Origin of the sequence: Microbacterium panaciterrae (genome assembly GCF_039541635.1) — a bacterium.
In the GTDB taxonomy this organism is placed as follows: Bacteria; Actinomycetota; Actinomycetes; order Actinomycetales; family Microbacteriaceae; genus Microbacterium; species Microbacterium panaciterrae.
On record NZ_BAABGP010000003.1, the window covers coordinates 368224 to 385836 of the forward strand.

Here is a 17613-nt window from a genome sequence, read left to right on the forward strand (position 1 = left end):
GAACGCGCGCCGGCCCACCTCAGTTCGGCGGCACGCCCGCGGCCCTTCCGCGATGCCCGGGTTCGCCAGGCAGACTGGACCTGACGGAATCGGAACGGGGAGGGCGGTCGCGTGGGCTTCATCAAGGGATACGACCCGAACTCTCTGCGCGAGCTGGTCGATCCGGCCGAGTGCGAGGGGCGTCTCGCCCAGATCGCCGAGCAGCGCAGCCTGCCGTCGCTGTTCGAGCGGGTGTGGCTGCTGAAGGTGCTGGGACGCCTGGACGACGCCCTCGTGCTGGCCGACGAGGCCGTGCGGCAGGCGCGCATGGCGGGCACCCGCAAGGACCTGATCCGCGCCAGGGTGCTGCACGCCACCGTGCTGCAGTACCGCGGTGCGTACGACGCCGCCGACCACGAGCTCGCCACCTGCGCGGCCGAGGCCGAAGGCCAGGGCTGGGTGCCGATCGCCGCTTTCGCGTACCAGCATCGCGGGCGCAACGCGTTCGAGGCCGGAGACCACGACCAGGCGCGGGAGAGCTTCACGCGCACCGTGTTCCTGCGCCGCGAAGCCGGTGCGGACGATGCCGCACTCGAAGCGGCGCTGCTCGCGATCGAGACCGTCGAGCGCCACCGCGATCCCGTGGTCGTGAACGGCTGAGCCCGCGCGCACTCCTCGGCCTGGCGCGGCTCGCCGCACCGCGGCCTGCGGCGCTCCTCGGCCCGGCGCGCGCGGCAATGTCGGCGACGTCGCCTACCGTTGAGGCATGGCCGAGTTGGAACGGGTCCGCGTCTGGGGCGAGGCGCTGATCCGCATGCACCTGGATCCTGACTGGTCGTTCGGATTCGACAACGCCAAGCGGCGCGCAGGCGCCTGCAACTACGGGGACAAGCGGATCACCGTGTCGCGCTATCTCGCCGCGCGCTTCGAGGACGACGAGATCCACCAGGTGCTGCTGCACGAGGTCGCGCACGCGCTGGCCGGGCATGACGCCGCGCATGGCGCCGCCTGGAAGCGCGTCGCCCGCGACCTCGGCTACGTCGGCGGCACCACGCATCACGGCGAGACCGCGGTCGAACTCGCGCCTTGGGTCGGGCGCTGCCCGTCCGGCCATGTGACCTACCGTCATCGGCGCCCGGTGCGGGCATCGTCGTGCGCGCGCTGCTCGCGTCGCTACGACCAGCGCTACGCCCTGGTCTGGGTCCGCCGCGAGATCACCGCGGCCGATCGGCGCGCGGCGGTGCTGCCGAGATGAGTGCGCGGAGTGCTGGCGAGATGAGCGCGGGGCGTCCGCGGCTGCGGCACGTGCAGCTGAAGTTCCCGATCGCCGCGAGTCCGGACGCGGCCTGGGCGGCCCTGCACTCGCCGCAGGTGCTCGCCGCGCTGTACGGGCCGATCCTCGTCGTCGAGCCCCTGGGGCACGCGGAGGAGAAGGGCAATCTGCTGAACACCGCTGTCCGACTGCGACTGTTCGGCCTTGTTACCGTCGGCACCCAGCTGATCGGCGCCTACGACGAGGTGCGGGAGCAGGGCGGCGAGACCGTCCGACTGCTGCGCGACAGCGGCATCCCGCTCACCGGCGCGCTGGCCGCGCTCGATGTCTGGGATCATCGCATGGCGGTCTCCGCCCTGCCGGACGGCCGCACCCTGTGGCGCGACCGTCTGGTGTTCGGCGGACCGACCTCGCTGCTGCTCTGGCCGGTGCTGTGGGCGACGTGGCAGTGGCGCGGGTGGCGGATCCGCCGACTCGCCCGGGGCTGGGACGCCGCACTGCCGGAGACGCCGCAGCCCCGACCGGTCAGTCCGCGGCGAGCGCCTCGACCGGGGCGACCCTGGTGGCGAGGCGGGTCGGGGCGACGGACGCGAGCAGAGTGAGCAGCGCGGTGCCCGCCACGATCGCGGCGATCGGCATCCACGGCACGACGGGCGCGACGAGGCCGGCCGGGTGGAAGTCGGGCAGCGCGGGCACCGATCCGAGCAGCGACTGCGCAGCGACCCACCCGTAGACGATGCCGAGCACGAGGCCGGTGATGGTCGCGGCGATCGTCACGTGCGCGGCCTCGAGCAGCACCATGCGGCGCACCTGCCGGCTGCTCAGCCCGATCGCGCGGAGCAGGCCCAGCTCGCGACGACGCTGCACCACCCCGATCGTGAGCAGGTTCACCAGGCCCACGGCGGCGATCACGGCCGACACTCCGACGAGCACCATCATGACCGTTGCGAAGGTGTCGATCGGCGCGAAGAACGCCGGCGGCAGCTTCTCCGCGCTCGTGCGCACGAACAGCGCCTTGGCCGATTCCAGCGCGACCGCGAACATCGTCACGAGCGTCACGCCCATGACCACCCCGATCGCCATCCGGCTGGAGCGCTCGGGGTGACGCAGGGCGTTCTCGGCGGCGAGCCGTGCGGCGGCGCTGCGCCCGAACAGTCGGCCGACCAGCCGCAGCACCGGAGGCATCACCAGCACGGATCCGATCGCCAGCGCTGTGAACGAGAACACTCCCCCGAAGAAGGCGACGACCACGCCGAGCGGCGAGGTCAGCCCGTACACGACACCGCCCGCGAGCAGTGCGCCGCCGACGACGAACAGCACGATCGCGCCGAGGTGGCGGGACGGCGACGCGGCGGTCTCCGAGGCGCTGCGCTCGGTCGATCCGGCCAGCGCCTGCAGCGGCGTGACGGTGAGCACACGGCGCGAACCCGCCCAGGCCGCGATCCAGGTGGTGAGTGCCACGCCCGCCGCCGGCACCAGCACGCCGGGATGCACCGGCGAGAAGTCCTGCGGCGCGTTCGGGAGCACGACGGATCCGATCGCGACGCCCGCCCAGGACAGCAGCGCTCCCGCCACGAGTCCCAGCGCCGCGCCGATGATCCCGACCGACAGGCCCTGGCGCGCGACCTCGGCACGCTGCGAACGAGAGGACGCGCCGATGAGCCGCATCAGCGCGATCCTCCGGGTGCGACCGGCCACGATCGTCGCGAACGTGTTCGCGGTCACGACGGCCGCGACGTACATCGCCACCGCCGTGAGCAGCACCGAGAGGATCTGCACGACGTAGGCCAGTGTGCGGCTGTCGCCGATGGTCGGGTCGTTCTGCAGCAGCGCACCGAGATAGAGCGTCGTGTCGACCAGGATCACCCCGAACGCCGAGGTGAGTGCGGCCACCAACACGCTGGCGCCCATTCCGCGCTCGCGCAGGAACGCCAGCCGGGACGGGGTCAGCGGCGTCTCCAGGAGCGTGCGGGCTGCGGCGGTCATGCGGTCACCTCGGCGGAGAGCATGAAGGACGCGATCTCCTCGGCGCCGCGGCGCGGGTGATCGGCGATGAGGCGGCCGTCCCCGAGGAAGAGCACGCGGTCGGCGTGGCTGGCGGCGATCGCGTCGTGAGTCACCATCGCGATGGACTGGCCCTGCTCCCGGCTCGCGGCGGAGAGCAGCTGCAGCACCTCGCGGCCCGACGCCGAGTCGAGATTGCCGGTGGGTTCGTCGGCGAAGACGAGGTCGGGCGCGGTGGCGAGCGCCCGCGCGATCGCGACGCGCTGCTGCTGCCCTCCGGAGAGCTGGTGCGGACGATGCCGCAGCCGGGGCCCGATCCCGAGGGTCTCGATGAGCGAGTCGATCCTGGCCCGCTCGATCGCGGACGGCCGGCGCCCGTCCAGCTCGAACGGGAGCAGGATGTTGCCGAGCGCGTCGAGCGTCGGCACCAGGTTGAACGCCTGGAAGATGAACCCGACGCGGCGGCGCCGCAGGATCGTGAGGTCGAGGTCGCCGAGGCCGGTGATCTCGGTGTCGCCGATCCAGGCGCGACCCCGGGTGGCGGTGTCGAGCCCCGCCATGATGTGCATGAGCGTGGACTTGCCCGAGCCCGACGCGCCCATGATCGCGGTGAACTGGCCCCGTCTGATGCCGACGCTGATGTCGTCGAGCGCCTGCACCGCGCTCTCGCCGGATCCGTACGTCTTGGTCAGGTGCTGGACGCGGGCCGCGAGGCCGAGGTCGGTCGTCGTGATCTCCATGCTTCGACGCTACGGATCGCGCCGTGCCGCCCGCGTCGCCCTGCAGTCGCATCCGCATACATCGCAAGGATGATCCCCAGCCCGAGATCCGCGAGCCCGATGATCAGGAGGGGATCGCGGTCGCGGTCAGGCGGGGGTCGCGGATGCTCCGGCGGGGGACGCGACGCCGCGGCGGAGGAAGCGGATCAGCAGCACCACCGCGACGACGCCCGCAAGCAGCGCGATGGCTCCGTCGCTCAGCCGCACGCCGACGCCGGCGATCGCCATGCCCCGCACGAGGTCGAGCATCACGGAGAGCGCACCCGAGCCCAAGCCGACCACGCCCACGCCCAGATACGCGACCGCGCTCGCCACCAGCAGCATGCGCCGGTCCTCGCGCGCGATCGGGATGGCACCGCGGATCCGCCGCACGAGCAGCCAGACGAGCAGCAGGAGCAGACCGAGGATCCCGGCCGCAAGCCGCTCCGAGACGATCTCGTCGGAGTGATGCATCGCCGCAGCGGCCGCGCAGCTGCCGGCCTGCGGGAAGAAGCCGAGGAAGTCGGCGCAGCGCGCGGCCGTGTAGGTCACGCCGTTCACGTCCCCCGCGAGGAACGCCGGGCCGAGCAGCGCCTCCAGCGCCCACGACACCAGCCCGCTCACCCCGATCACCACGAGACCCAGCCCGACGACGAGCCAGAGACCGCTCAGGACGCCGACGGCCCTGCGGCGCGGGGAGCGCGCCCGGGCGACGGTCGCAGGATCCCCGAACCGCGCCACCGCGACTTCGGCGGCCTGCTCGTCGGCCATGCCCTGCGTCTGCAGCGCCGCCTGCGCATCGCGCAGATGCCCGTCGGTCTCGGCCAGCAGGCGCCACGCGTCGCGCCCCGCGCCGAGGCGATCCGCGAGCCTCTCCAGATAGCGGTCGATCGCATCGGTCATCTCACACCCCCTGCACGGCGGGCCGGACCGAGGGCGCGGCGAGGGTGCTCGCGACGCCGTCGGCGAAGCGCTGCCACGCGCTTCTCTCCTGCTGCAGACGCGTCGCGCCGGCCGTGGTGATCGTGTAGACCCGTCGGCGTCGCCCGTCGTGCACCCATTCGCTCGCGATCGCGCCCGTGCGCTCCAGCCGGTGCAGGGCGGGGTAGAGCGATCCCTCCGGCACCTCGAACTCGCCGCCGCTCGCGGTGCGCAGCCCCTCGGCGAGCGCGTAGCCGTGGGCGGATCCGCGTGCCAGGATCGCCAGGATCAGCATCTCGAGGTTGCCTCGGAGTCGGTCATCTGCCATACCCCGACTTTACCTAGACTGCCGATGCATAGACAGTCTAGATTGCTGAGAGTTTGCCCCGTTCTCTCCTCGAGTCGTCCCCGTCAGCGGAGGCCCTGGGGTGCGCTCATGGGGACGAGTCGAAGGTGGACGGGTCAGGTGAGGCCGTGCTCGAACGCGAAGACCACCAGCTGCACCCGGTCGCGAAGGGCGAGCTTGGTGAGAATCCGGCTGATGTGCGTCTTCACCGTCGCCTCCGAGAGGAACTCGCGCGCCGCGATCTCGCCGTTCGAGAGCCCGCGCGCGGCGAGTGCGAAGATCTCCCGCTCCCGCTCGGTGAGGGCGTGATAGCTCGGCGGCACCGGCGTCTGCTCGGGCCCGGCGAAGTGCGCGAACAGCTCGCGGGTCGCCGTGGCGGCGATCACGCTCGACCCGGAGTGCACGGTGCGGATCGCGGCCAGCAGGAACTCGGGGTCGGCGTCCTTGAGCAGGAATCCGCTGGCCCCCTGCCGGATCGCGCGCGCCGCCGCCTCGTCGAGGTCGAACGTCGTCAGCATCACGATGCGGGGCGGATCCGGCCGGCCGTCCGTCTCCTGCAGGATCCGCGCGGTCGCGGTCAGTCCGTCCATGACCGGCATGCGGATGTCCATCATCACGACGTCGGGGTGCGTGGCGCGCACGACATCGATCGCCTCCTGTCCGTCCCCCGCTTCGCCGACGACCTCCAGATCCGGCTGGGAGGCGACCAGCATGCGGATCCCGGCGCGGAACAGCGCCTGATCGTCCACGAGCACGACCCGGATCATCCCGCTCCCCCGATCGGGAGCGTCCCGCGCACCACGAACAGCAACCCCTGACGCTCGGCCCGGAGCGTGCCGCCCACGAGCTGGGCGCGCTCGCGCATGCCGATCAGCCCGTGCCCGTCGGGCGCTGCGGCGTGCCCGGCCTGCGCGGCGTGCGCGGTCGCGACGCCGTTGTGCACCGCGATCTCCACCCGGTCGGTGAGCCAGCTCAGGCGGACATCGACGTCGCCGCTGCCATGCCTGATCGCGTTCGTGAGGGCCTCCTGCAGGATCCGGTACACAGCGAGCTGGATCGCGGCGGGCGGTTCCCCGGGCGGCGTCGGATCGACGGTCACCCGCGGCTCGATGCCCGCGGCGCGCACCTGCGCGTACAGCGCCTCGAGGTCGGTGAGGGTGGGCTGCGGCCCCTGCCCCTCGCTGTGGCGCAGCTGACCGAGCAGCAGCCGCACGTCCGACAGCGCCGCCCGCGCGGTCTGACCGATCGTGGCGAGCGCGACCGTGGCCTGTGCGGGATCCGCCTCCGCCACGTACCGGGCGCCGTCGGCCTGGGCGATCACGACGGCCAGCGAGTGCGCGACCACGTCGTGCATGTCCCGCGCGATCCGCACCCGTTCCTGCTCGGCCGCCGCCGCGGCCTCGGCGCGCACCTGCGCCTCACGCGTCTGCCGGCCGCGCAGCACCAGGCGCCAGAGCAGCCCGGTGCCCCACGCCATCACGAGCGTGAGCACCGAGATCGCCCCCAGGAGCGCGGCGACGAGGGCGAGGCGCAGGCCGGTCTGCGGATCCAGCACCAGTCCGGTCTCGTTGGTCAGCGACATGTACACGCCGGCGAGCAGCCCGCCGCCCAGCGCGGACGCCCCGCCGATCCACATCACCCGTCGCGACCCCCAGGCGGCCGTCGCGAACAGCACGACGAGGATCGCCAGATCGTGCGGGCCCGGGGCGAAGCCGCACGCGATCTGCAGCAGCGCCGCAGCCCACGCGAACATGAGCGCGAGCGGCGGCGACAACCGGCTGATCGCCGCCGCGCCCCACAGCGCCGCCGCGATCACGACCAGCATCACCCAGGACACCGTGCCCTCGAGCCATCTGCTCGCGGGCGTCGCCGAGAGCACCGCCGTCAGCGACAGCGTGATCACCATCCCGAGCGCGGCCCCGACGATATCGAGCACGAGCCAGAGACGGGGAACGGGGCGGATCACTCCTTCACGGTACGCGGGCGGCCCTGCCGCGGCATCCGCCCGGAGATGTATCCTCACCGGCCGTGTGCGGCGAGCGCGAGTCCGGCGATCGCGCGCCGGTCGGGCTTGCCGGACGCCAGCGTCGGCAGTTCGGCGACGAGCAGGATCCGCGCGGGCCGGGCCGCGAGCCCGACCTCGGCGGCCACTCTCTCCCGGGCCGCGGCGAGCAGGTCGCCCTCCGCCGCCTCGGGGTGGGCGCGCGCGACGATCGCGGATCCCTGCCCCCAGCGCTCGTCGGGGATCGCCACGACCACGGCGTCCTCCAGCCGCGCGACCCCGCGCACCGCGCGCTCCACCCGGTCGAGCGACACGTTGACGCCGCCCGAGACGATGACGTTGTCGGCGCGACCGGTGACCCGCACGACGCCGTCGACGACCTCGCCCGTGTCGCCCGTGCGATACCAGCGGACGCCTTCCGCATCGGTCACGAAGGTGCGGCCGGTCAGCGCCGCGTCGCCCAGATAGCCGTCCGCGAGCGTCGGCCCCGCGATGCGCAGCTCGCCGTCGACCGGCTCGACGCGCACCCCGTCCAGGGGCACGCCGTCGTACACGCAGCCGCCCGCGGTCTCGCTGGATCCGTAGGTGCGCACGATGCGGACGCCGAGGTCGGCCGCCCGCTCCCGCAGCGGCACCGGCAGCGCCTGCCCGCCGATGAGGATCGCTTCGTACCGGGTGAGTGCGGCGCGGATCTCGGGCTCGTCGGCCGCGTCCACCAGCGTCGCGAGCTGCGCCGGCACCAGCGAGGTGTACCGTGCTCCGGGCCCCCGCAGCTTCGCGGTCGCCTGCGCGAACGCGGCGGGCGTGAACCGGCCCTCGAGCACGACCGGAACCGTGCCGGCGAGGTGGGCGCGGACCAGCACCTGGAACCCGGCCACGTATCCGGCCGACAGCGCGAGCAGCCACTGCCCGGATCCGATCCGCCGCGCCGTCGCCTCGGCGGACGCCCGCAGCGCCTCGCCGGAGAGCACGACCCGCTTCGGGACTCCCGTCGACCCCGACGTCGCGATGGCGACGGCCGTACCCTCGCGGACGAGGTCATCGCCGCCGGGGGCGAATCCGAGCGCAAGCGGTGCCGACCCGTCCAGCGCCCCCGGCACGACAGCCGCGACCGCCACCGGATCCGACGCGTCGATCGGGATGAGGGGAGGCACGGGTCTCAGAAGTGCCAGGGGTACGGCGACCAGTCCGGCTCGCGCTTCTGGAGGAACGAGTCGCGGCCCTCCACGGCCTCATCGGTCCCGTAGGCGAGGCGCGTGGCCTCTCCGGCGAACACCTGCTGGCCGACCAGCCCGTCATCGACGGCGTTGAAGGCGAACTTGAGCATGCGGATCGCCGTGGGCGACTTGGTGAGGATCGTGCGGGCCATCGCGATCGCCTCGCGCTCGAGCTCGGCATGCGGCACGACGCGGTTCACCGCCCCCGCCTGCATCGCGCGTTCGGCCGAGTACTCCTCGGCGAGGAAGAACACCTCGCGTGCGAACTTCTGCCCGGTCTGGCGCGCCAGGTAGGCGGATCCGTAGCCGGCGTCGAAGGATCCGACGTCGGCGTCGGTCTGCTTGAACCGGCCGTGCTCGGCGCTCGCGATCGTGAGGTCGCAGACGACGTGCAGCGAATGCCCGCCGCCGGCCGCCCACCCCGGCACGACCGCGATGACGACCTTCGGCATGAACCGGATGAGCCGCTGCACCTCGAGGATGTGCAGCCGCCCGGCGCGCGCCTGCTGCGTTTCGTCTCGCTCCGCTCGCTCAACGACCGTCTCCTCCGAATCGGAGTACTTGTATCCGTCCCGCCCGCGGATGCGCTGGTCGCCGCCCGAGCAGAACGCCCAGCCGCCGTCCTTCGGGCTGGGGCCGTTCCCGGTGAGCAGCACCACGCCGATCCGCGGATTCTGCCGGGCCGCATCGAGCGCGCGGTACAGCTCGTCGACCGTGTGCGGCCGGAACGCGTTGCGCACCTCGGGCCGGTCGAACGCGATCCGGGCGATCCGGGAGTCGTTCGACACGTGCGCGGTGATGTCGGTGTACGCGTCGGCGCCCGGCGCGAGCGTCCACTCGGCGGGGTCGAATAGGTCGGAGACATGGGGATCGGTCACGGACTCCAGCCTATTCCGCGCGGCGCTGCCCTGAGCGGCCCGGCACTGAGCAGCCTTGGCCCCTGCGGCCGCCCCGCTCAGGGATGCCGGGCGAGACCCAGCTTGCGATACGCGTCGAACAGGAGCGAGATCAGGATCCCGCCGAGCACGACCGTCAGCACGATGTTCACGATCTGCACGACATCCTGCGTCGGCGTGCTGGCCGCCTGCATGCGCGCCATGAGCGCGGGATCCAGCACCGCTCCCCGCCACACCAGCACGATCGCACCGATCAGGGCGACCATCGATGCCGCGATGCTCACCGCCGCGAGCGGCACGCTCCATCGCCCGCGGCGCATCACGACGGCTTCGACGATCAGACCGATCGCGAGCAGCGCGAACCAGACCAGCATCACGCCCGGCCAGAGGCCGGCCGACAGCAGGTGCACGTGATCCTGACCCCAGCCGATCGTGCGATCCCAGATCACGGATCCGATCAGCGCCACGAAGACGACGATCGTGCCCACGAAGTCGGAGATCCGCGCAGTGGGGATCACCGCGCGCGGGAGCTTGTCCGGTGTCCACTCCAGCACGGCGTCGCCGGTGGATCCGGTGCGCTCGAGTGCGGCGAACACGAGCGTGGTCCAGAACCCGACGTGCACGGCCGAGGTGATGACGGCAGCGACCATCGCGCCGAACACGGCGCCGATGTCCCCTCCGCCGATCGCCCGCACCCCTGCGGTGATGAGCGCCGCGGCCGGGACGACCGTGACGAGCAGCAGCCGCAGCAGGCGCCACCACGCCGCGTAGTACCGCGGACCGATCAGGACCAGCGGGCGGCCGGCAAGCGACGCGGCGTACGCGATCGGATCGCCGAGCGCGGCGATCACTGCGTATTCGGCCTCGCCGCGCTCCTCGCCCGCGGCGAGGCGACCGTCCAGCTCATCGGCGATCGAGGCGCGCAGCTCTGCGCCGATCTCGTCGCGATCGGCGACGGGCGCGGACCGGACGACGGCCGAGACGTAGCGCTCGGCGAGGGTGGTGCTGTCGGTGTCCATGATGTTCTCCTCCGATGGTCAGGGAAGCTTCTTCGCGGCGGCGGCGATGGCCTCGACGTCGCGGATGAGGATGTCGGCCAGGCGGATCCCGGCCTCGGAGGTGCGATAGAACTTGCGCGGTCGCGCCTCGTCGGTGTTCCACGCGCTCACCAGGCAGCCCTGCTTCTCGAGGCGGCGCAGCAGCGGGTAGAGCGTGTTGGCGTCGGTGGGGAACCCGGCGGCGCTCAGCTGCTCGAGCAGGCCGTAGCCGTACCCGGGCTCGCGCAGCAGACGCAGGCTGGCGAGCACTAGCGTGCCCCGCCGCAGCTCCTGCAGGTGCCCGTCGAACTCGTCATCGCTCATGCTCCACACCATATTGTGTGTCACACACTATTGTCAATAACACGATCAGCCGCGGACGCTTCGAGCACAGACGGCTCGCCGCGCTGCGCGAGCGGATCGGCGAGCGCATCCGGGGTGCATGATGGGGGCATGACCGACCTCCCCGCGCTCACCGAGCTCCTCGACTCGGCCCGCATCGTCGCGCTGCCGATGCACACCCGGTTCCGCGGGGTCGACGTGCGGGAGGCGCTGCTGTTCGAGGGCCCGGAGGGCTGGGCGGAGTTCTCGCCCTTCCCCGAGTACGCGGATGCCGAGGCCGCGACCTGGCTGAGCGCCGGGATCGCCGACGCCTGGCACCCGCGGCCCGCGGCCGTGCGCGAGGGTATCCGCGTGAACGCGACGGTCCCCGCCGTGTCCGCCGAACGCGTCGCGTCCGTGCTGGCGCGCTTCGACGGCTGCCGCACGGCCAAGGTCAAGGTCGCCGAGGCCGGTCAGTCCCTCGCCGACGACATCGCCCGCGTGCGCGCTGTGCGCGACGAGATGGGCCCGGAGGGACGGATCCGGATCGACGCGAACGCCGGCTGGAACGTCGACGAGGCCGAGCGCGCGATCCACGCCCTCGCCACGTTCGACCTCGAATACGCCGAGCAGCCCTGCGCGTCGATCGACGAGCTGGTCGAGCTGCGCGACCGGATCGCCTACCTCGACATCCCGATCGCGGCCGACGAGAGCGTGCGCCGGGCCGGCGACCCCTTCGCCGTCGCCCGCGCCGGCGCCGCAGACCTGCTCGTGATCAAGGCGCAGCCGCTCGGCGGCATCGAACGCGCGCTGCGGATCGTCGCCGAGGCGGGCCTGCCCGTCGTCGTCTCCAGCGCGCTCGACACCGCCGTCGGCCTGTCGCTCGGCGCAGCCCTGGCGACGGCGCTGCCCGTGCTCGATCACGACTGCGGGCTGGGCACGGCCTCGCTCTTCGCCGATGACGTCGCGGACGCCCGGCCGCGGAACGGCATCGTCTCGGCGGATCGCGTCGTGCCGGATCCGGTAGCCCTCGCCCGCCTCGAGGCCTCCGCCGAACGGCGCGACTGGTGGATCGAACGGCTCACCCGCTGCCACGCGCTGCTGGCGGCCGACGGACGCTGAGCCCCACCCCGGGCGCCGCGCCGGAACTCGGGCACCGACCGCGAGCGTTCAGCCCAGCAGCAGCTGCACCATCCGGCCGAGCTCCACGCTGCCGACTCGGCGCAGCTGTGCGTCGTCCTGGCCGGCCATCGCGCCGCGCACGGTCATGCCCTCCCAGATCACGAGGAGCATGCGGGCCGCGATCTCCGACTCGACGCGGAGTGACATCATCCCCGCGGCGACGATGTCGTCGATGATCCGGGCGATGCCGGCGACCATCTCCTCTTCCTGCTTCAGGTAGGCCTTGCCCCAGGCGTGGTCGCGGAGCGCGCGGAGCCGGATCTCACTGAGCAGCATGACCCCCAGCCGATCGTCGCTGCCGGTGTCCATGACCTGCTGCACGAGGGTCGTGGCGTCGCAGTCGGCGGTGAGCGCTCCGGCCTCGTTCAGCTCGGCCACGCGCTCCCGCACGGCGGTCAGCCGCTCCGCGGAGACGGAGCCGGCGAGTTCGAGGAAGAGCTCGTCCTTCGACTCGAAGTTCGAGTAGAAGGCGCCGCGGGTGAATCCGGCGCGCTCGCAGACGGCCTCGACGGTCGCACCGTCCAGTCCGACCTCGGCGAACACCAGCGCCGCCGCCTCGAGCAGCCGCGCCCGCGTGTTCTCGCGGCTCCGCGTCGCACTGATCGCCATGTCCCCCTCTCGCGGACGTCCTCGCCCGTGATTCACATCTCGCGCACAGACTATCCCGGCGCCCTCGCCATACGATACAGAGACGTATCGAATACACCAGTGTATCGAACCTCACCCGCGAACGCCCTGTCGGAGGAACTCCGTGTCCACCCTTCTCTCCTCGCTCGGACGCTGGTCGTTCCGCCACCCCTGGCGCGTGCTCGTGGCCTGGCTGCTCGTGCTCGGCATCGCCGGCGGCGCCGCCCTCGCACTCGGCAAGGGCACCGACAACGCGTTCACGATCCCCGGCACCGAGTCCCAGGCGGGGCTCGAGCAGCTCGAGCGCACGTTCCCGCAGGTGAGCGGCACGAGCGCGCAGTTCATCGTCGTCGCCGCCCCGGGCGACAGCGTCACCGAGGCCGCGTACAAGGCGCCGATCGAGCAGACCGTGACTCAGCTGAGCCACCTCTCCGGCGTGCTCGCGGCCACCTCCCCTTACAACGAGCAGGTCACCGGCATGGTGAGCAAGGATCGCGCCGCGGCGATCGTGCGGCTGCAGTTCAAGGGGCAGGCCTCCGACGTCACCCCCGCCGCCAAGGACTCGCTGCGCGCCTCGGTTGCCGACCTGCAGAAGCAGCTGCCCGACGGATCCCGCACCGTGCTCGGCGGAGACCTGTTCGCGATGTCGATCCCCGCGCTCTCGCTGACCGAGGCTGTGGGACTGATCATCGCCCTGCTGGTCCTCGTCGTCACATTCCGCTCGTTCGTGGTGGCCGGCATGCCGCTGCTCACCGCGATCCTCGGCGTCGGCATCTCGATGGCCGCGATCTTCGCGGCCACCGCCTTCGCCTCCGTCTCATCGACCACTCCGCTGCTGGCCCTCATGCTCGGGCTCGCGGTCGGGATCGACTACGCGCTGTTCATCGTCGCGCGACATCAGGATCAGGTGCGCGCGGGGGTGGATCCTGAGGAATCCGCCGCACGTTCGACCGGCACCGCCGGATCCGCGGTCGTGTTCGCGGGCGTCACAGTGCTCATCGCCCTCATCGGGCTCGGCTTCGCCGGCATCCCGTTCCTCACCACGATGGGCATCGCCGCCGCGGTCGCGGTCGCCATCGCCGTGCTCATCGCGATCACCCTCACCCCGGCGGTGCTCGGGTTCATGAAGGGCCGGGTCGCCGGCCGGCCGAGGAAGCAGCGGACGGCGCGCAAGGGCGCCGCCGAGCCCCGGCCCACGTTCTCGGCGCGCTGGGTCGGCGGGGTCACCCGGCATCCGGTGCTCGTGGCGCTCGCCGTCGTGATCGGCCTCGGCATCGTCGCCGTGCCCGCGACCAGCCTCGCCCTTGCGCTGCCGAATGCCGGCGTGCTGCCGAAGGGCTCCGAAGCCAGGACGAGCTACGACCTCACGGCCGAGCATTTCGGCGCCGGCTTCAACGGACCGCTGATCCTCACCGGCACGATCGTCACGTCGACGGATCCAGTCGGGCTCATGCACGACCTGGGTGACGCGGTCGCGAAGCTCCCCGGGGTGGCCGAGATCGCACTGGCGACCCCGAACCAGACCGCGGACACGGGCATCGTGCAGGTGATCCCGACCACCGCGCCGGACGCCCCCGCGACCGCCGACCTCGTGCGCGAGCTGCGCGCGCACCACGACGAGTGGCTCAAGGAGTTCGGCATCGACCTCAAGGTCACCGGGTTCACCGCCGTCGGGATCGACATCTCCGACCAGCTCGGCGGCGCGCTGCTGCCGTTCGGGATCTTCGTGATCGGCCTGTCGCTCGTGCTGCTCACCATCGTGTTCCGCTCGATCTGGGTGCCGATCACGGCGGCGCTCGGCTACCTGCTCTCGATCGTGGCCGCGTTCGGCGTGGTCGCCGCCGTGTTCGAGTGGGGCTGGTTCGCCGACGCGCTGCACGTCGCCCGCACCGGGCCGATCATCAGCTTCATGCCGATCATCCTGATGGGGGTGCTCTTCGGCCTCGCGATGGACTACCAGGTGTTCCTGGTCTCCCGTATGCGCGAGGACTTCGTGCACGATCCCGAGGCGAAGGATCGCGCCACCTCTCGTGGTGCGGCCGTGCGCGCGGTGCGCACCGGGTTCGTCTCCTCCGCCCGCGTGGTCACTGCCGCCGCGGTGATCATGTTCGCCGTGTTCGTGGCCTTCGTGCCGGAGGGCGACTCCTCGCTCAAGCCGATCGCGCTGGGCCTCGCCGCCGGCATCGCGATCGACGCGTTCCTGGTGCGCATGACGCTGATCCCGGCGCTGATGGCGATCCTCGGCGATCGCGCCTGGCGGATCCCGGGCTGGCTAGCGAAGATCCTGCCGCACGTCGACATCGAGGGCGAGGCCGTCGAGCGCGAGCGTCATCTGGCCGCCTGGCCCGGCGACGACTCCGTGATCGCCGCCGATGGGCTCACCGTCGCCGGCGCGATCGAGGGGCTCGACCTGCGCCTCGCGCCCGCATCGGCGCTCGTGCTGACCGGACGCGACGAGGCCGTGCGGCGCGCCGTGGGCCTCGCGATCGCCGCCCGGGTGCCGTCGCAGGGGCGTCTCCGCGTGGCCGGGCATCTGATGCCGGGGCGCGGCGCATGGGTGCGCGCGCACGTCGGCTGCGTGATCGTCGACGGGAACGGAAGCGGCTCCGCGGATCCGCTGCGCGAGCTGCGCGACGCCCTGCGCGCACGCACCACGCTCGTCGTGATCGACGGCGCCGACCGGCTCACCCTCGCGCAGAGCGAGCAGGCGAGCGCGATGCTCCGCGATGCCGCCGCACGCGGTCCGCTCGCGGTGCTCGCCACCGCCGAGGACGTCGACACCGCACAGGCGCTGCTCGCCGACGCCGGCTGGGCGGATCCGCAGATCCGGGATCTCGACGCCACCCAGTCCCTCCCCTTGGGGTCGTTGAGCGAGGACGAGCGGAGCGAGACCAAGACGAAACGCCGTCTCCCGCAGGATCACCGCGTTTCGTCTCGCTCCGACTCCGTCGGTGCGCGCTCAACGACCCCAGAAGAGGTCGCCACCCCGCTGACCGACACCGACCTCGACGAGGTGACCGCATGAGCTCCCGACTCTCCGCGCTGATCGAGCGCGCCCGCTCGCACAAGCCGATCACGGCGCTCACGTTGATCGGCGTGCTGATCCTGCCCGGGATCCTCGGCGGCGTGCTCGTCGCGGCCCTGCAGGATCCCACGCACCACCTCGACACCATGACCGCCGCGATCGTGAACGACGACGAGCCGGTGAAGGTCGATGGACAGCTCGCGCCGCTCGGCCGGCAGCTGTCCGCGGGGCTCGTGAAGGGCACCGGAAAGACCGACGAGAACGTCACCTGGGTCATCTCGAACGAGAAGGACGCCGCGGCCGGCCTCAAGAACGGCACGTACCAGGCGGTCGTGCGGATCCCGAAGGAGTTCTCCGCGGCTGCAGTCTCGGGCGGCACCGCGATCCAGGATCCCGCCGCGTCCGCGAAGCAGGCGACGATCTCGGTGACCACGGCCCCGCAGGCGCGGGCCGCCGACGGCCTGATCGCGAACCAGATCGCGGCCACCGCCGCGTCGACGATGGGTTCGACGATCTCGAAGAGCACCCTGCAGAACGTGCTCCTCGGCTTCGGCACTCTCGGCGACAAGATCGGCGAGGCTGCGGACGGCGCTGACAAGCTCGCCGCCGGCGCGCAGTCCGCCGCGACCGGGGCCGGCGCGATCCCGGACGGCGCGACCAAGCTCGCCGACGGCGCCGGCCAGCTCGCCGACGGGGCGACGCAGCTCTCCTCGGGCCTGAGCTCGATCTCGTCCGGCATCACGTCGGCACAGACCGGGGCGAACCAGGCCGGGGCGGGACTCGCGGCGGGGGCGAATACGCTCGCTGCGCAGGTGCCCGGTGCCCAGGCGCTCGCCGCGGGGGCGGCGCAGACGAAGAACGCGGCCGCCGGCGCAAGCGCGGGCGTGTCCCAGCTCCAAGGGAAGCTGACCGAGGCCATCACGCTCTGCGACCCCGCAACCGATAAGGCCCTCTGCGACAAGTTGAACGAAATGGCGGCGATCGCGGCGCAGACCGCGCCGATCGCGGCCGGAGCGGCCGCGGGAAGCGCTCAGGTGGCGGACGGCGTCAGCGGTCTCGCGACGCTGCCCGGGACCGTCGCGGGTCAGATGCGCACCGCCGCGGACGGCATCAACCAGCTCTCCTCCGGGCTCGGCCAGCTGGCGGAGGGCACGACGCAGAGCGCGACCGGCGCGCAGGGCCTGGCCACCGGGGCGAGCGGGCTGCAGTCCGGCGCGACACAGCTCGCCGACGGCGCGCAGTCGCTGAGCACGGGCATCGGATCCCTCGCCACCGGCACGAGCGGCCTCGCCGCGGGGCTGCACCAGGCCGCGGATTCGCTGCCGAAGCGCACCGATTCCCAGGCGTCTTCGCTCGCGTCGGTGGTCGCGAACCCGGTGGCAGCCGACACCTCGGGCGGCATGTTCGGCCCGACGGCGATCCCGCTGCTCGCCGCCGTGGTGCTCTGGTTCGGCGGGCTCGCGTCGTTTGTCGTGATGCGGGCGTTCACCGCGCGGGCGCTGACCTCGCGCCGCTCGTCCGCCGCGCTGGCCCTGCGCGGATTCGTCCCGGCCGGTGCGATCGGTGCAGCCCAGGGTCTGCTGGTCGCGCTCATCGTGCAGCTCGTCGCCGGCTACGATCCGGCCCGCTGGTGGGGCTTCGCGGGTGCCGCGGTGCTGGCCGGCGTCGCCTTCGCCGCGGTCAACCAGGCGCTCGTCGCGGTGCTGGGCGGCATCGGCCGCTGGATCGGAGCGGTCATCGGCGTGCTCGCCCTCGGCGCGGGGATCATCTCCACGCTGCCGGGCTGGCTGGCCTCGATCGCCGGGTTCCTGCCCGTCTCCCCCGCGGCGACCGCACTGCTCGGTGACGTCGGCACTCCCGCTGCGATCACCGGGCTCCTGGTCTGGACGGTGCTGTCGCTCATCGCGACCACCCTCGCGGTCGTCGCCCGCCGCACCACCTCGGCCCGCGCCGTGCTCGCACCCGCGACCTGATCCGCGCGCCACTGCCGCGAGAAACCAGATCCTGCACGAGACACCACTGCTG

General features: G+C 72.4%; 17 protein-coding genes. 6 read left to right on the forward strand and 11 right to left on the reverse strand.

The genetic code is table 11. From position 1 onward, the window contains the following. Positions 1 to 111 precede the first annotated feature (111 nt). The 3 genes from ABD882_RS01735 (at position 112) to ABD882_RS01745 (ending at position 1854) form a co-directional block, all read left to right on the forward strand. Positions 112 to 639: a hypothetical protein gene (locus ABD882_RS01735; protein WP_345183706.1), complete on the forward strand. Its 528-nt coding sequence runs from the start codon at positions 112 to 114 to the stop codon at positions 637 to 639. Between the two features lie 106 nt (positions 640 to 745). After that, positions 746 to 1234, forward strand: a complete 489-nt coding sequence (locus tag ABD882_RS01740; protein WP_345183707.1) for a SprT-like domain-containing protein — start codon at positions 746 to 748, stop codon at positions 1232 to 1234. A 20-nt stretch (positions 1235 to 1254) separates the two neighbouring features. Beyond that, positions 1255 to 1854, forward strand: a complete 600-nt coding sequence (locus ABD882_RS01745; protein WP_345183708.1) for a hypothetical protein — start codon at positions 1255 to 1257, stop codon at positions 1852 to 1854. Here ABD882_RS01745 and ABD882_RS01750 read toward each other — a convergent pair. The 10 genes from ABD882_RS01750 to ABD882_RS01795 all read right to left on the reverse strand — a co-directional run bounded on the left by ABD882_RS01750 (position 1778) and on the right by ABD882_RS01795 (position 10757). Beyond that, positions 1778 to 3238 carry an ABC transporter permease gene (locus ABD882_RS01750; protein ID WP_345183710.1) on the reverse strand — a complete coding sequence of 487 codons (1461 nt, stop codon included), beginning with the start codon at positions 3236 to 3238 and terminating at the stop codon, positions 1778 to 1780. The genes ABD882_RS01745 and ABD882_RS01750 overlap by 77 nt on opposite strands. After that, positions 3235 to 3996, reverse strand: a complete 762-nt coding sequence (locus tag ABD882_RS01755) for an ABC transporter ATP-binding protein (protein ID WP_345183712.1) — start codon at positions 3994 to 3996, stop codon at positions 3235 to 3237. Before ABD882_RS01755 ends, ABD882_RS01750 begins: the two co-directional genes overlap by 4 nt. Before the next feature lie 126 nt (positions 3997 to 4122). Further along, the gene (locus ABD882_RS01760) at positions 4123 to 4917 is read right to left on the reverse strand and encodes a permease prefix domain 1-containing protein (protein WP_345183714.1); all 795 of its coding nucleotides are present in this window, start codon (positions 4915 to 4917) and stop codon (positions 4123 to 4125) included. 1 nt (position 4918) lies between these two features. Next, positions 4919 to 5263, reverse strand: a complete 345-nt coding sequence (locus tag ABD882_RS01765) for a helix-turn-helix transcriptional regulator (protein ID WP_345183716.1) — start codon at positions 5261 to 5263, stop codon at positions 4919 to 4921. A 134-nt stretch (positions 5264 to 5397) separates the two neighbouring features. Continuing rightward, a complete protein-coding gene (locus tag ABD882_RS01770) occupies positions 5398 to 6048 on the reverse strand; it encodes a response regulator (RefSeq protein WP_345183718.1) in 651 nt (216 codons plus the stop codon). Beyond that, positions 6045 to 7247 carry a sensor histidine kinase gene (locus tag ABD882_RS01775; RefSeq protein WP_345183720.1) on the reverse strand — a complete coding sequence of 401 codons (1203 nt, stop codon included), beginning with the start codon at positions 7245 to 7247 and terminating at the stop codon, positions 6045 to 6047. The genes ABD882_RS01770 and ABD882_RS01775 overlap by 4 nt, the downstream gene beginning before the upstream one ends. Positions 7248 to 7300: 53 nt before the next feature. Continuing rightward, entirely contained in the window at positions 7301 to 8437 is a 1137-nt protein-coding gene (locus tag ABD882_RS01780; RefSeq protein ID WP_345183722.1) for an AMP-binding protein, read from the reverse strand. Positions 8438 to 8442: 5 nt separating this feature from the next. Next, a complete protein-coding gene (locus ABD882_RS01785) occupies positions 8443 to 9378 on the reverse strand; it encodes a 1,4-dihydroxy-2-naphthoyl-CoA synthase (RefSeq protein WP_345183724.1) in 936 nt (311 codons plus the stop codon). A gap of 77 nt (positions 9379 to 9455) precedes the next feature. Next, complete coding sequence (locus ABD882_RS01790; protein ID WP_345183726.1) at positions 9456 to 10415, reverse strand: hypothetical protein; 960 nt, start codon at positions 10413 to 10415, stop codon at positions 9456 to 9458. Between the two features lie 18 nt (positions 10416 to 10433). Further along, complete coding sequence (locus ABD882_RS01795; protein WP_345183728.1) at positions 10434 to 10757, reverse strand: PadR family transcriptional regulator; 324 nt, start codon at positions 10755 to 10757, stop codon at positions 10434 to 10436. A 129-nt stretch (positions 10758 to 10886) separates the two neighbouring features. Between ABD882_RS01795 and ABD882_RS01800 the strand changes: the two genes are divergently transcribed. Next, a complete protein-coding gene (locus ABD882_RS01800; protein WP_345183730.1) occupies positions 10887 to 11876 on the forward strand; it encodes an o-succinylbenzoate synthase in 990 nt (329 codons plus the stop codon). 48 nt (positions 11877 to 11924) lie between these two features. On the opposite strand, the gene ABD882_RS01805 is transcribed toward ABD882_RS01800, so the two are convergent. Beyond that, positions 11925 to 12545, reverse strand: a complete 621-nt coding sequence (locus ABD882_RS01805; protein WP_345183732.1) for a TetR/AcrR family transcriptional regulator — start codon at positions 12543 to 12545, stop codon at positions 11925 to 11927. A 142-nt stretch (positions 12546 to 12687) separates the two neighbouring features. On the opposite strand from ABD882_RS01805, the gene ABD882_RS01810 reads away from it, so the two are divergent. After that, positions 12688 to 15588: an MMPL family transporter gene (locus ABD882_RS01810; protein WP_345183734.1), complete on the forward strand. Its 2901-nt coding sequence runs from the start codon at positions 12688 to 12690 to the stop codon at positions 15586 to 15588. Continuing rightward, on the forward strand, positions 15585 to 17561 hold the full coding sequence (locus ABD882_RS01815) for a YhgE/Pip domain-containing protein (protein ID WP_345183736.1): 1977 nt from the start codon (positions 15585 to 15587) through the stop codon (positions 17559 to 17561). The genes ABD882_RS01810 and ABD882_RS01815 overlap by 4 nt, the downstream gene beginning before the upstream one ends. Positions 17562 to 17613: the final 52 nt, after the last annotated feature.